Source organism: Pseudoalteromonas sp. DY56-GL79 (assembly GCF_041414765.1).
Lineage (GTDB): Bacteria > Pseudomonadota > Gammaproteobacteria > Enterobacterales > Alteromonadaceae > Pseudoalteromonas > Pseudoalteromonas piscicida.
On sequence record NZ_JANHZS010000027.1, the window covers coordinates 1 to 12,645 of the forward strand.

Genomic DNA, 12,645 nt, shown 5'->3' on the forward strand with positions numbered 1-12,645 from the left:
GGGCGACTGATGGGACTTGAACCCACGACAACCGGAATCACAATCCAGGGCTCTACCAACTGAGCTACAGCCGCCACTACATGTGGATTAAAATAAGATGGCGCACCCTGAAGGATTCGAACCTTCGACCGACGCCTTAGAAGGGCGTTGCTCTATCCAGCTGAGCTAAGGGCGCAAACTCGTAAACATCTTCATGCTACTTCTTATTTTAAAAGTGGTCGGCGATGCAGGATTTGAACCTGCGACCCCTTGGACCCAAACCAAGTGCGCTACCAAGCTGCGCTAATCGCCGACTGTGACCTTGGAGAACTAAGAACCTTTTTATCGGTGAGTCCTCGTTGGCAACGGGGTGCATAATAGTGATTTGCCCGAAGTAGGTCAAATATTTTTTTTAGTTTTTGTTTCAACTGCCTAATTTTGCCACAAATTGTTGATAAAACAGCTGACTTAAACAATTTTTGAACGGTTCTTGTAGAACAGATCATGAAAACCTTTGCTTTTACGCAATGCAAACTTGGCGGACTGGCTGTTTTTTGAGAAAATAGCGGGCAAATGTCCTCCTTTGTAGTAACTAAAGGGACATATAAATAGAGCGACCCCATTTTTCATCTTTATAAGCAATCATTTCATCAATACATGAAAGTGCTTGTATAGAAGAATTTAAAGGCTCTATCATCGTTCAAGTTTTTTAACCCTTAATATAGGTCAATCATGACGGCAAACATCATTGATGGCAAAGCTATCGCGAAACAAGTTCGTTCTACTGTTGCACAACGAGTTCAAGACAGACTAGCGCAAGGTCTAAGAGCGCCTGGCTTGGCTGTGGTATTAGTAGGCCAGGATCCCGCGAGCCAAGTTTATGTTGGTTCAAAGCGTAAAGCCTGTGAAGAAGTCGGATTTGTTTCTAAATCTTTCGACTTACCAGGTGACACAAGCGAAGAGCAATTACTTGCGCTTGTTGATGAGCTTAATGCAGATCCTGAAGTTGATGGGATCTTAGTACAATTGCCGCTACCTGAAGGCCTAGACGCAGAAAAAGTGTTAGAGCGTATTGATCCTCATAAAGACGTCGACGGCTTTCACCCATACAACGTAGGCCGTCTTGCCCAAAGAATGCCAGCACTGAGACCTTGTACGCCAAAAGGGATCATCACCCTACTCGACTCTACTGGTGTTCGTTATAAAGGCATGCATGCTGTTGTGGTTGGTGCTTCAAACATCGTTGGTCGCCCTATGTCACTAGAGCTGCTACTTGCTGGTTGTACTACAACCGTTTGCCATAAATTTACGCAAGACCTCGAAACCCATGTGCGTCGTGCCGATCTATTGGTTGTGGCGGTCGGTAAACCTGAGTTTATTCCGGGCGACTGGGTTAAAGAAGGCGCGATTGTTATTGATGTAGGTATTAATCGCTTAGAATCTGGCAAACTGGTAGGTGACGTGCAATACGACATCGCAGAACAAAACGCGAGCTTTATTACCCCAGTGCCAGGTGGTGTGGGCCCAATGACCGTCGCAAGCTTAATCGAAAATACGCTAGAAGCGTGTGAAAAATATCACAGTTAAACGCTGTTAGTTTATAGCTATAATAAAAGCCTCAGCTGAGGCTTTTATTATTTTAAGCCTCATTAACTCATTAACTCATTAGCGTGTCCTTGTTCGCTTTGTTTTCTTCCTGAGTTACCGCTTCTCTCATCGCTTCTTGTAAGGCAGCCATCCGATCTTCTAATTCTTCAGGTGAAATTTTTCCCTCAGCCGCAAGCTTTTCAAGTTCTGCCATTTTCTCTTTTAATTCGTCAATTTTCTCTTTATTTGCCCCTAAGCGGCTAAACATTACCGCTTCTCTCATTTTTTCGAGAAATGACTGATTGCGCTCCACCACTTCATATTTATATGGTTCGTTGGCTTTACTATCGAGTACTGGGGATGATTGACCTGCGATGTTAGCAGCCGCAACATAGTCTTGCTCCTGCGCAGCGGTATTAGCTCGTTTAGTTTGGGCAAGGCTTTGCTGCTCTGAAACGGACCCAGTGGTACGAATTGCGGAGTGGGTTTGGTAAGTGATCATGATTGCTCTCCTTGATTTGTCCAAGAAAAGCAATCACTGTGCCAAAATTAGCTTACTCGCTACTGGCTAGATATGACCAGGAATTGGCTTGTGCGGCAAATTTACGTCTTGGTTTTGACCACGGTGACGTAATAAGTGATCCATGAGCGTAATGGCCAACATGGCTTCTGCGATTGGAATGGCACGAATACCAACACAAGGGTCATGGCGACCCTTCGTCACAACTTCTTGCGGTTGGTTGTGGGTATCAATACTCTGCCCCGGTACCGAGATGCTTGATGTCGGTTTTAGCGCAATTGATGCGATAATATCTTGCCCTGTAGAAATACCCGCTAAAACGCCGCCTGCATGGTTAGAGGTAAAACCCTGTGGCGTTAGCTCATCTCTATGCTCTGAGCCCTTTTGCTCAACCACATCAAAGCCATCACCAATCTCTACGCCTTTTACGGCATTAATACTCATCAAGGAGTGCGCTATCTCGGCATCCAAACGGTCAAACACAGGCTCACCTAAACCAACAGGCACATTTTTCGCCACGACTTTTACCTTCGCGCCGACTGAATCACCTTCTTTTTTCAGCGTACGCATATATTCATCTAGCGCTTCTAGCTTAGATTCATCGGGAAAGAAAAATGGATTGTTTTCAACGGCTGACCAGTCATAATGCTCGGCTTTAATCGGGCCTAATTGAGAAAGGCAGGCATTGATTTCGATGCCGTGGACTTGCTTGAGGTATTTTTTCGCGATTGCCCCTGCTGCAACTCGAATGGCAGTTTCACGTGCCGACGACCTACCACCACCGCGATAATCTCTATGTCCGTATTTGTGCCAATAGGTATAGTCGCCGTGACCCGGACGGAACAAGTCTTTGATGTTTGAGTAATCTTTTGAACGTTGGTCGGTATTTTCAATCAACAATCCAATGCTCGTGCCTGTGGTCTTGCCTTCAAACACACCCGAGAGAATTTTTATCTCATCGCCTTCTCGGCGCTGTGTTGTGTAGCGGCTTTGACCTGGTTTACGTCTATCTAAATCGATTTGTAAATCAGCTTCAGTGATCTCAAGCCCTGGTGGTACACCATCTACCACGCCACCAAGCGCGGCGCCATGGCTTTCACCAAAGGTCGACACCTTAAATAATTGGCCAATGCTATTGCCTGCCATCGTTTTTCCTCATTCCTAAATAGACGATAGAGAGCATTGGCTCCCTATCAGTTTTTAAAGTATTCCAATAGTTGTTGTTTGGATACGACAAAGACCCCTAAACCACCATGCTCAAAGTCTAACCAAGTAAATGGCGCTTCAGGAAATTGCTGCTCCATATGTACCATAGAATTGCCAACTTCGACAAATAACAAACCATCATCATTTAGATGATCAGCCGCTTCTGCCAGTAGTGTGCGGGTCACATCAAGGCCATCTTCTCCTGACGCCAAGCCAAGCTCTGGCTCATGATGGAACTCCTCTGGCAGATCTGACATATCTTCTGCATCAACATAAGGAGGATTCGCTACGATTAAATCGTACTTTTGACCCGGTACACCACTAAATACATCAGACTGGATAGCAAAGACTCTGTCTTGCATCATATGCTGATTAATATTGTGATCAGCCACTTCTAAGGCTTCAAAAGAAATATCTACTGCGTCTACTTGTGCGCGCTCAAATGCTTTGGCCAATGCAATCGCAATACAACCAGAACCCGTACACATATCTAAGATACGCGTTACTTTATTCGGTGCAGCTACCCAGGGGGCAAAATGTTTAGCGATTAACTCTGCAAATGGTGAGCGTGGTACTAATACGCGCTCATCAACATAAAACGGCATACCAGCAAACCAAGCTTGATTGGTTAAGTAGGCGACGGGAATACGCTGCTCGATACGTGCTTTGATAAACTCCATCAGATGCGCTTTTTCACTTTGCGTCATGCGCGCATGCATGATTTCTTTGGGGGCATCAATTGGCATATGCAGCACCGGAAGCACCAAACTGACCGCTTCGTCCCAAGGATTATCCGTACCATGACCAAAAAATACCTCGTTACTCACAAACTGGCTCGCTGTCCAGCGTACCCAGTCCTGAATGGTATGTAAGTCTTGAAAGGCTTCAACGGCCATTTCTTCGGTAATAAGTGGTTGCGACATTTCTGTCATGATGACTCTCTAAAGATCAAACTATATGGCGCTATTGTAGCGGTTTTTAAGCTAGGTTTTTATGCTTTTTTTATTTAAAATGCCATCATGAACAGAGAATCTAACACTAATGCTGACCTAAATGACGATTTCGCGATGTTTCGTGAGTCTTTGAATGGTGTAAAACCCCTCAAACAAGATCAGGTGCAGCTCAAACAAAAGAAAAAAATTCAGAGCATTGAGCTGAAGCAACAAGTTAAGCAGCAGCAATCTGAGTTTTACTTTTCTGACGAGTATATTCCTGATATTGATACGTCGGGAACCATCAACTTCGTAAAGCCCGGAGCCGATCGCTATTTAGCAAAACAGTTAAGGCGTGGTGACTACGCGCCCGAACTCATCTTAGATTTACACGGGCTAAATAAAGAAACGGTAAAACAAGAACTGGCAGCATTAATTCATGCTTGTAAGAAGCAGCATATTGCTTGTGCGTGCGTGGTACATGGAATTGGTGAGCGTGTGCTTAAACATAAAGTACCGCAGTATCTTGTTCAGCATCCAGATATACTGGCGATGCACCAAGCACCTTTAGAATATGGCGGTAAAGGGGCTGTATTAATTTTGGTTGACTTACCTGATGACCCTAACTTTGGCCGTTAATTCGGCCCAAACATTGTTTTTTATCCTTTCTTGCTTCGCTTAATCCAGCCTTAATAAGTTTAACTAAATTTTAGCCATTTCACCCATCCTGCACTGGTCAAATTCACCACCCCATTAATTCTCCTGTGCCAAGAAAAAATTAAAACACATAAAAATCAATAATATAAAAATTAAATTCATTCTGGCACAACCTTTGTAATAGTTATTGCGACTAACAAATTACAAGGAAACTTATTATGACTACTTTAGCGAAAATCACCATGACAACTTTATTGTTTACAGCAAGCATGACAACAACAGCTGCAGAAATTGATGCTTCATTACTTCAAGAAGTAAAAACCAAAGTAACGCAAGCTATCACAGAGTCAATCAAAGCGAATCTAGAAGAAATAAAAATTGAGACCAAACAGTCTTTAGAGAAAGCGTTTCAAACAACCGATAACAGCGAGCAAGAAAAAAAGGAAGAGACTAATGATTAATGAACTCGAATTTCTGAGTCTGCTCGCAACTCCCGTGATCAGTTTATTTGCCGCTTACTTAAGCATTCAACTGATAAAATCACTGGGTCAGTTTATCAACTTTAACTAGCATGGCACTTGCTAAAGTAGGCAAGGTAGCCGAGTAGTCAAAGTATCATACCAATTGAATTAATTCTCTATTCAATTTGAAGGATGAAATAGCTTATTTGCTAAATACATTTGGTATTACCCTGAGAAAGCTATTGAGGTATCAGTAGCCATTAAAAAACCCGCCAATTGGCGGGTTTCTTTTTTGATATCAGCGAGATATCACAAAGTCGACACTAAATTATAGTGCGCCTTCGTTTTCAGATAGGAACTTAGCAACACCTTCAGGGCTTGCATCCATACCTGCTTTACCTTCAGTCCAACCAGCTGGACATACTTCACCGTGCTCTTCGTGGAATGCTAGTGCATCAACCATGCGAAGCATTTCGTCGATGTTACGGCCCAGTGGTAGGTCGTTAACTACTTGGTGACGTACATTACCTTCAGCATCGATTAGGAAAGAACCACGGAAAGCAACACCAGCTTCTGGGTGCTCAACGTCATATGCTTGACAGATTTCGTGCTTAACATCAGCGATTAGATCGTATTTAACTTGACCGATACCGCCTTCGTTTACTGGAGTGTTACGCCATGCGTTGTGTGAGAATTGAGAATCGATAGAAACACCGATCACTTCAACACCACGCTTTTGGAACTCTTCGTAACGCTTGTCGAACGCGATTAGCTCTGAAGGACAAACAAACGTGAAGTCTAGTGGGTAAAAGAAAACAACCGCTTTTTTACCTTTAATACGCTCGTGCAGGTTGTAGCTATCTACGATCTCACCGTTACCTAGTACTGCTGCTGCTGTAAAGTCTGGTGCCTTGCGGCCTACTAATACACCCATTTTTATCTCCAATAGTTAGGTTTATTTCCAATCTTATTTGGTATCTCGTGTCGAGACCAAAATATCTTGTTCACAATATTGTGGCGTGCTTATGAAAAAACAACCCTAGCTAAATTCATAACCAAAGTCTCTTTGTCATTCTCACCACCAAAAACTGCGCCTAGTGTATTTGGCAAGTGCCATAATTAACAATCGAATTTACCGATAGCACCAATCTATAAATTCGATGAGACGCAAATACCTCCGCTCACGATGCCATTCGGAGATCAAAAAAGGCTTCACAAAGAAGCCTTTTTAAGATGTCTATCACTCAGTGGACATTAGTCCATGATATTTTCTGGCATATCACCGCGGATCTGCTGCCAAATTTCACCCGATTGGTGACCATACTTACGCATCAATGAAATAGCACCATCGTGTTCTTGATTTTCTGCCAGTTTGGTTAAATCTGCATAGAACTGTCTCGCCAGTCCTCGCGTTCTTGAATCAGAAAAGTAATGGCAACCAATTTTTGAGTATAACCCTCTGAAGCCATTTAAAATAAGCACGTAAATTTTGTTTTGCCCTGCACCTGCCAGCTCATGGTGAACTTGGTAGTCATAATCGGCAAACGCTTCTGCGGTGTCTTCTAGCTCTTCATGCTTAGACAAAATATCGATAACACGCTGCGGGTTGAATTTTATCGCCGCACGCGTATAGATAGCACTAATATTGGTACGCGCTGACAGCAGCTGATCGGTCAGCTCAGGCATCTTATCTTCATCAAGACGCGCTAAGGTTTCTAATATATTAAGCCCTGATGTTTCCCAAAAGTTATTTACTCGGGTTGGCTTACCATGTTGGATAGTCAACCAGCCATCACGAGCTAGCCTTTGTAATACTTCGCGCAGTGTTGTTCTTGTTACACCAATGAGTTCAGAAAGCTCACGCTCAGCAGGTAGAATGGATCCCGGAGGGAATTCGCCGTTCCAAATTGACTCAACAATATATTCTTCAGCAAATCCAGCTGGGCTCTTGGCTTTGAAAATTCTCATCTCACACCACTTTATTATTACATCAATGCCTTGATTGGCAGGTTGTGCTTGTTAATCCACTGATTGTACCAGATGAAGCTCAACTAACAAGCTACAAATCACCCTAGCTGAAAATAGCCATGTTTAATGCAGGTGAGATTGTGATGTAGTGTGAGGCTTAGAACTCACTTAATGCAATATAGACTTGGCCATAACGGGCTCATCTTCGCTAAACACTGAGCTGTTAATGTAAACAAATTGCTCCTCATCAGACCATCCAGCCTCTGCTTTCATTTTGTATAACTCAAATGCTTCTCCTAAAGTGCACACGGAACGACTGCAAAATAAACAGACAAAACAATCGAACTCTGTTTTTAAAGCCAATATCAAAGGCTGCCGGGACACAGAACCCCTATTCAAGGAATCACCAAGAAAATTCGCTCCCTACTTTTAAATCACATAGCGAACTTTATGCCTGAGTAACCAAAAGTATTAGAGCTCGCGCTGTCTGCTTTCAAGCTTATTCAGCCATGCTTGTTTAAATTCGTGGTCTGATGTCAAAGCGAGATAAAGATCCGTAGCAAAAAAACTATCATTGTAGTCGGGTAACCAGCCAGTGTTGAGCAGCTGCGTCAGTGCTTGTTGTGTTTCTGCTGCGTCATTGCTAAGTGCGGACCAGTATGGAGATAAAGCTGCATCTAGCTGATTTCCTTGATTAAGGTATTGTGCCAACAACTGTGTTACTCGTTTGAGCTTGCTTTGTTCACCTGTACGTTTCAGCATCAGGGCATAAGTAAGGTATTGCCCTACATTGCCTGCCTCTGGCAATGTAAGCGCCGCGATATCAGCAAAATGCTGTTCAAAAAGTATTAGCGCAGGTTGTACTTTCTGCCGTGCAAGTAAAGCAAGAATATAAGGCATCACATAATGATTACCCTTTGAGTCTAGCTCGTATCGCTGTTTTAAGAGTTCTTCGGCCTTTTCGACATCACCCTGTCGCCATGCGATCCCGGCTTCAACATAGAGTCTAAATGCTGTAGAAATTGAACCTAAATTTGCGGCTTGCTGATATTTCTCCTCAGCTTCTTCTGCTCGCCCTAAACTCAATAACACTAATATGTGGCTCAATTGCTGCGCGGGATACAATTTACTATGACTGATGTGATTGTTTTGGTACCACAGCAAATATTCGCTTGCCCTATTCTGGTTAAGCGGATAAAAGTCTAGCGCATAGAGAGGATTGTTTTTGGTGTGCGGGGCAATGGCAACGCTACGATCAAAATATTTTCGCGCGAGCACTAACTCTCTAAAATTCAAATAGGCATAGGCTAATCCTCGGATAATAACCGCATCGTTTGGTGCTAACTGATACGCTTGTTTATGCGCAGCAATTGCATCGGGTATTTTGTGTTGGTCCCGAAGAAATCGACCATACCAATGCCATAGGCGAGCATGCTTAGTTGAGATCTCAAATCCGCGCTTAAAATAATCCTGTGCTTGCTCAATTTCATTCTCCATCACCGCAAAGCGCGCAAGAGAGGTTATCACTTCAATATTTGTATCATCTAAGATCCGTGCTTTCTCTAACAATGGCCGACACAAAGCAAGTGATTCATACTCTGACACCGCGCCATATACGCTAAGCCCCATAAAGGCATTGCATAAGCCACTGAGTGCCTCGACATTATCACTTTGTTTAGATAACACTTGTTGATAAATCGTTTTCGCTCGCGCTAACTCTTCCACCGCTGTACTTTGGGATAGGTGTGTGGCAAGAGTGATCTCATCAAAATAAGGGTTGTTTTGTGTCTTGTGCTTTTGATCAGTTTGAATATAAAAAGCAAAAAAGGCGATTAGAGCGAGCAACGTAATGGTGACACCAAGCAGCCAAATTCGCTTTTTGCTCACTGGCATCACAGCCACTTTATGCTCTCTAAGTGCAATGTTTGGATGAATGCGGTAGCCTTGAGCTGATATTCTTTCTATGTATTCTTCGTATTGCGGATCTGTGTTTAAAATCTTTCTTAACTGCGCAACAGCTTGATAGACCGAATTGTCAGACACCACCTTCGGGTGCCAAACTAACTCGACGAGGGTATCAATACTCAGAGGCTCAGCTTTAGCATCGACCAGCACCAACAGTAATTTCATCACTTTTGGGGTGACGGTATATTCACGGCCAGTCGGATACTCCACAATCTGGTTCAATTTAGGCACAACAAGCCAATTTCCCAAAAGCAAATTTTTCAACCCCAGAACACCTTACATTATTGATTATTATGGTTTTAATTAAATTAAGAAAAATTTCAGAGTTAATTTATATGAAAATTAAAACACAAAGTACCTCGCTAGTTATGCTCGAAGACATCTAATACGACACTAACTGGTTTTCATTATGAAAAAACAAACATTAATATTTGCGGCCTGTTGCGCCCTGTCTTCTCATGCATTATTTGCAGCAGTGGACCTTCGTATCGACAATGCTACCATTTTAAATCCTATTGATAAGCACCAAGTCAATATCATTTCCAATCATTGGCTCGCCATCCAAGATGGCAAAATTATACAAGTCTCTGACTCAAGTCAAAAACCGGATGCAGCACAGGTCATTGATGCTCATGGTCAATACCTCATACCAGGGTTAACCGATAGCCATGTCCACCTAAAAACAATGCCGGGATTACTTAACACCTCCCCTAGAGCTCGCCAAATGCAAACAGCATTTTTACAACGGCAAGGCGCTAATTATCTTTACTATGGCGTCACGCAAGTTATTGACCCGTCAAACACTGCAACCGGCATGACCGAATTTACAGCAAATGGCCCCGCACCCGACGCCTACTTTTGTGGCGCAATGCCAGTTTACCAAGGGTATAATGCTGAAGGCCTTAGTTACTCAAAGCTACACCAACATAAACCCTACTTTGCTGCACAACACAGCGATCCCGCTCATGAGCTAACACCATCTCAAGTACACGCTCACCAAGGAGCTCAGCCCTTGACGCGAATGAAATCTGACGGTGCAACTTGTGCCAAACTGTACTTTGAAGATGGCTTTGGAGAAAACAGTGCTATACCGCTTATTAATCAAGAAACTGCCAAACAGTTAGTCGAGTCCGCAAACTCAATGAAGTTACCCGTAATGGCACATGCGAATGCCGTTGATATGCAACAACTTGCTGTAGATGCCAATATCAACGTTATGGCGCATGGACTTTGGAACTGGTTAGCGCCAAATACAGCCCCTAGCGAAAGCGAACTGCCAACCAATGTAAAAGCTGTGCTGGATACCATCATCGAAAAAGACATTGCATATCAAGCCACATTAAATGTGATGAATGCTCTGGCGAAAGTGACTGACAACACTTTCACCTTCTCGTCTGAATATCGTACCGTATTACCTCCGTCTCAAATTGCTTGGTATCAAAGTGAACCTGGTCGCTGGTTTTCTCGAGAAATGGGTCAAGGCTGGGGTGAAATAAGTAATCAACAAAAGGTGGCTAAACTTGAGCAAGTTTTCTCTCAAGGGCAACGAGCACTAAATTATCTATATAAAAATGGCGCAACCTTGCTGCTTGGCTCAGATACGCCACCCGCACCAACTTATGTCTCGCAACCTGGCTTATCGACTTATCAAGAATTAATGATGATGGATCAAGCCGGAGTAGACCTCGTTAGCTTGTTATCTGCTGCAACCATCAATAATGCCAAAGCATTTGCGATAGACTACCAGTACGGCAGCATCGCTGTGGGGAAAGTGGCTAATCTATTACTTTTAAATAGTAACCCTTTGCAGTCAGTCGCGGCTTATAACGATATTGAATATGTTATCTTACACGGCTCAGCCATTGAGCGTGCTACTTTTCATATCGATGCCCTCGAGAAAAGTGAGTAAATACGTCAGAATAGAAATGCTGATAATGTCGGTCTCACCTCAATTGACTTAATCAAGTGTTCTATTCTGATATTTTCGAACTTCTGCTGGTAACAAGAGTCGAAAAATCGTCGCAAAGATAGCGCACACTGCGAAGTAAAGTTGCTCTAACGCGGCCAGATAAAGCATAATAAAACAAAAAGGGTTTCTCTATAATGAAGATTTCATCTTTTCATCTCTCTAGGCAATCTTGGGGATTGCTAGCACTATCCGCTGCTATTTTTGAAGCCGTTGCACTGTATTTCCAATACGGTATGGGTTTAGAGCCCTGTATTATGTGCATCTATCAGCGTTTTGCTATGTTGGGGTTATTAGCAGCTGGTTTAATCGGTATGATTTCTCCTCGCTCTTTCGCACTGCGTAGCCTCGCATTTGTTTCGTGGGGGGTAGGCAGTATTTGGGGTTATTTTATCGCCCGTGAACATATCAGTATGCAAACTACAACAGATCCATTTGCTTTTACCTGTGACTTTGTACCAAACTTTCCTGCGTTTATGCCGCTGCATGAATGGCTACCAAGTTTTTTTGCTGCAACAGGTGACTGCGGCAATATAGATTGGTCTTTTGCAGGATTGTCTATGCCTGGATGGATGGAAATTATCTTTGCATTTTATAGTGTTGCATTTATTCTTTTCTTATTTTTCCATGTTACTAAAAGAAGTTGAGATATCACATTCATGCATTTTAGGTTAAGCCAAATTGAGCAACTGAGAGCGTTTAAATTACGTGACAAGCAGATGATCTTACGTCTTGCACTTAGCCACCTTGATGCAAAAACAAAGGTCGTGTTAAGAATAGCCAAGTTGCTACTACTCACACCGTTTTTTGCCTCGTTGGTCGTATTTGAAGGCTGGTTGTTATTACCTGTCTTATTGGTAGCAGGATTAATTTATCCGCTACTGACCACACCACTGGAAATACAGTTTGGCAAACCCAAGTTAGCTCAGGCAATCGCTGAGTTTAACGCCTCGAATAAGCCCTGATCTTCAATCTACCTGTGTGCGAGCAGCTAAGCTCGCACACAATAACTACGACTAGACTCTAATTTTTCCCTCCAGTTTTGCCAATATTCCTTTCCCAATTCCTTTTACTTCCAGCAACTCCGTTGTTGTTTTAAAGCGCCCCATTTTCTTACGGTACTCTACGATGGCTTCAGCTTTACGAATACCAATCCCTGGTAAACTTGAAAGCGCCGAAGCGTCAGCGGAATTAATATCGAGTACAACACTTTGCTGCTGTGTTTGAGAAGCTGACTTTGCTTGCTCCGCAGGTTTTGCGAGCACGCTTGAACAGCTTAAACCTAACGCCAATAAAATAGAAAGTATGGTGGGTTTATTGAACATATATACACTCCTTGTGCGTAAAAAGTATCCAAAGCTTACTGCATTTACCTCGGTGAGTGATTGCAGAAGCTTTTTAAAT

Annotated in this window: 13 protein-coding genes and 3 tRNA genes; 6 read left to right on the forward strand and 10 right to left on the reverse strand. The window is 43.0% G+C overall.

What is annotated here, in order from left to right:
- Position 1: 1 nt before the first annotated feature.
- The 3 genes from NO992_RS18375 to NO992_RS18385 form a co-directional block, all read right to left on the reverse strand.
- A tRNA-His gene (locus NO992_RS18375) sits at positions 2-74 on the reverse strand.
- Positions 75-98: 24 nt separating this feature from the next.
- A tRNA-Arg gene (locus NO992_RS18380) sits at positions 99-175 on the reverse strand.
- 40 nt (positions 176-215) lie between these two features.
- Positions 216-292, reverse strand: a tRNA-Pro gene (locus NO992_RS18385).
- Between the two features lie 419 nt (positions 293-711).
- On the opposite strand from NO992_RS18385, the gene folD reads away from it, so the two are divergent.
- Positions 712-1,566: a bifunctional methylenetetrahydrofolate dehydrogenase/methenyltetrahydrofolate cyclohydrolase FolD gene (gene folD / locus NO992_RS18390; protein ID WP_010371140.1), complete on the forward strand. Its 855-nt coding sequence runs from the start codon at positions 712-714 to the stop codon at positions 1,564-1,566.
- 70 nt (positions 1,567-1,636) lie between these two features.
- On the opposite strand, the gene NO992_RS18395 is transcribed toward folD, so the two are convergent.
- The 3 genes from NO992_RS18395 to prmB form a co-directional block, all read right to left on the reverse strand.
- Positions 1,637-2,068 carry a hypothetical protein gene (locus NO992_RS18395; RefSeq protein ID WP_017216127.1) on the reverse strand — a complete coding sequence of 144 codons (432 nt, stop codon included), beginning with the start codon at positions 2,066-2,068 and terminating at the stop codon, positions 1,637-1,639.
- A 66-nt stretch (positions 2,069-2,134) separates the two neighbouring features.
- Positions 2,135-3,232, reverse strand: a complete 1,098-nt coding sequence (gene aroC, locus NO992_RS18400) for a chorismate synthase (RefSeq protein WP_010371135.1) — start codon at positions 3,230-3,232, stop codon at positions 2,135-2,137.
- Positions 3,233-3,279: 47 nt separating this feature from the next.
- Positions 3,280-4,215 (reverse strand): 50S ribosomal protein L3 N(5)-glutamine methyltransferase, encoded by a 936-nt coding sequence (prmB, locus tag NO992_RS18405; protein ID WP_026000853.1) that lies wholly within the window; start codon positions 4,213-4,215, stop codon positions 3,280-3,282.
- Positions 4,216-4,311: 96 nt separating this feature from the next.
- Here prmB and smrB point away from each other — a divergent pair, with 96 nt between their 5' ends.
- Positions 4,312-4,863, forward strand: a complete 552-nt coding sequence (gene smrB, locus NO992_RS18410) for an endonuclease SmrB (protein WP_010371129.1) — start codon at positions 4,312-4,314, stop codon at positions 4,861-4,863.
- A gap of 236 nt (positions 4,864-5,099) precedes the next feature.
- A complete protein-coding gene (locus NO992_RS18415) occupies positions 5,100-5,342 on the forward strand; it encodes a hypothetical protein (protein ID WP_017216129.1) in 243 nt (80 codons plus the stop codon).
- Between the two features lie 328 nt (positions 5,343-5,670).
- Here the strand turns inward: NO992_RS18415 and NO992_RS18420 are convergent, their stop codons facing one another.
- From NO992_RS18420 to NO992_RS18430, 3 genes are all read right to left on the reverse strand, one after another.
- Positions 5,671-6,276 carry a peroxiredoxin gene (locus tag NO992_RS18420; RefSeq protein ID WP_010371125.1) on the reverse strand — a complete coding sequence of 202 codons (606 nt, stop codon included), beginning with the start codon at positions 6,274-6,276 and terminating at the stop codon, positions 5,671-5,673.
- A gap of 320 nt (positions 6,277-6,596) precedes the next feature.
- On the reverse strand, positions 6,597-7,310 hold the full coding sequence (gene fadR / locus NO992_RS18425) for a fatty acid metabolism transcriptional regulator FadR (RefSeq protein ID WP_010371123.1): 714 nt from the start codon (positions 7,308-7,310) through the stop codon (positions 6,597-6,599).
- Between the two features lie 471 nt (positions 7,311-7,781).
- Positions 7,782-9,539, reverse strand: coding sequence for a winged helix-turn-helix domain-containing protein (locus tag NO992_RS18430; RefSeq protein ID WP_371379728.1), 1,758 nt, complete (start codon positions 9,537-9,539; stop codon positions 7,782-7,784).
- A gap of 145 nt (positions 9,540-9,684) precedes the next feature.
- Between NO992_RS18430 and NO992_RS18435 the strand changes: the two genes are divergently transcribed.
- From NO992_RS18435 to NO992_RS18445, 3 genes are all read left to right on the forward strand, one after another.
- Positions 9,685-11,184 carry an amidohydrolase family protein gene (locus NO992_RS18435; RefSeq protein WP_371379731.1) on the forward strand — a complete coding sequence of 500 codons (1,500 nt, stop codon included), beginning with the start codon at positions 9,685-9,687 and terminating at the stop codon, positions 11,182-11,184.
- A 194-nt stretch (positions 11,185-11,378) separates the two neighbouring features.
- Entirely contained in the window at positions 11,379-11,888 is a 510-nt protein-coding gene (gene dsbB / locus NO992_RS18440) for a disulfide bond formation protein DsbB (protein ID WP_017216139.1), read from the forward strand.
- A gap of 12 nt (positions 11,889-11,900) precedes the next feature.
- Positions 11,901-12,206 carry a hypothetical protein gene (locus NO992_RS18445; RefSeq protein WP_017216140.1) on the forward strand — a complete coding sequence of 102 codons (306 nt, stop codon included), beginning with the start codon at positions 11,901-11,903 and terminating at the stop codon, positions 12,204-12,206.
- Between the two features lie 51 nt (positions 12,207-12,257).
- Here the strand turns inward: NO992_RS18445 and NO992_RS18450 are convergent, their stop codons facing one another.
- Complete coding sequence (locus NO992_RS18450) at positions 12,258-12,566, reverse strand: ComEA family DNA-binding protein (protein ID WP_371379734.1); 309 nt, start codon at positions 12,564-12,566, stop codon at positions 12,258-12,260.
- Between the last annotated feature and the right edge of the window lie 79 nt (positions 12,567-12,645).

What these genes read in the sequence shown, in the direction of transcription:
- folD (WP_010371140.1), top strand. Translation starts at nt 712, where the DNA reads ATGACGGCAAACATCATTGATGGCAAAGCTATCGCGAAACAAGTTCGT.
- NO992_RS18395 (WP_017216127.1), bottom strand. Translation starts at nt 2,068, where the DNA reads ATGATCACTTACCAAACCCACTCCGCAATTCGTACCACTGGGTCCGTT.
- aroC (WP_010371135.1), bottom strand. Translation starts at nt 3,232, where the DNA reads ATGGCAGGCAATAGCATTGGCCAATTATTTAAGGTGTCGACCTTTGGT.
- prmB (WP_026000853.1), bottom strand. Translation starts at nt 4,215, where the DNA reads ATGTCGCAACCACTTATTACCGAAGAAATGGCCGTTGAAGCCTTTCAA.
- smrB (WP_010371129.1), top strand. Translation starts at nt 4,312, where the DNA reads ATGAACAGAGAATCTAACACTAATGCTGACCTAAATGACGATTTCGCG.
- NO992_RS18415 (WP_017216129.1), top strand. Translation starts at nt 5,100, where the DNA reads ATGACTACTTTAGCGAAAATCACCATGACAACTTTATTGTTTACAGCA.
- NO992_RS18420 (WP_010371125.1), bottom strand. Translation starts at nt 6,276, where the DNA reads ATGGGTGTATTAGTAGGCCGCAAGGCACCAGACTTTACAGCAGCAGCA.
- fadR (WP_010371123.1), bottom strand. Translation starts at nt 7,310, where the DNA reads ATGAGAATTTTCAAAGCCAAGAGCCCAGCTGGATTTGCTGAAGAATAT.
- NO992_RS18435 (WP_371379731.1), top strand. Translation starts at nt 9,685, where the DNA reads ATGAAAAAACAAACATTAATATTTGCGGCCTGTTGCGCCCTGTCTTCT.
- dsbB (WP_017216139.1), top strand. Translation starts at nt 11,379, where the DNA reads ATGAAGATTTCATCTTTTCATCTCTCTAGGCAATCTTGGGGATTGCTA.
- NO992_RS18445 (WP_017216140.1), top strand. Translation starts at nt 11,901, where the DNA reads ATGCATTTTAGGTTAAGCCAAATTGAGCAACTGAGAGCGTTTAAATTA.
- NO992_RS18450 (WP_371379734.1), bottom strand. Translation starts at nt 12,566, where the DNA reads ATGTTCAATAAACCCACCATACTTTCTATTTTATTGGCGTTAGGTTTA.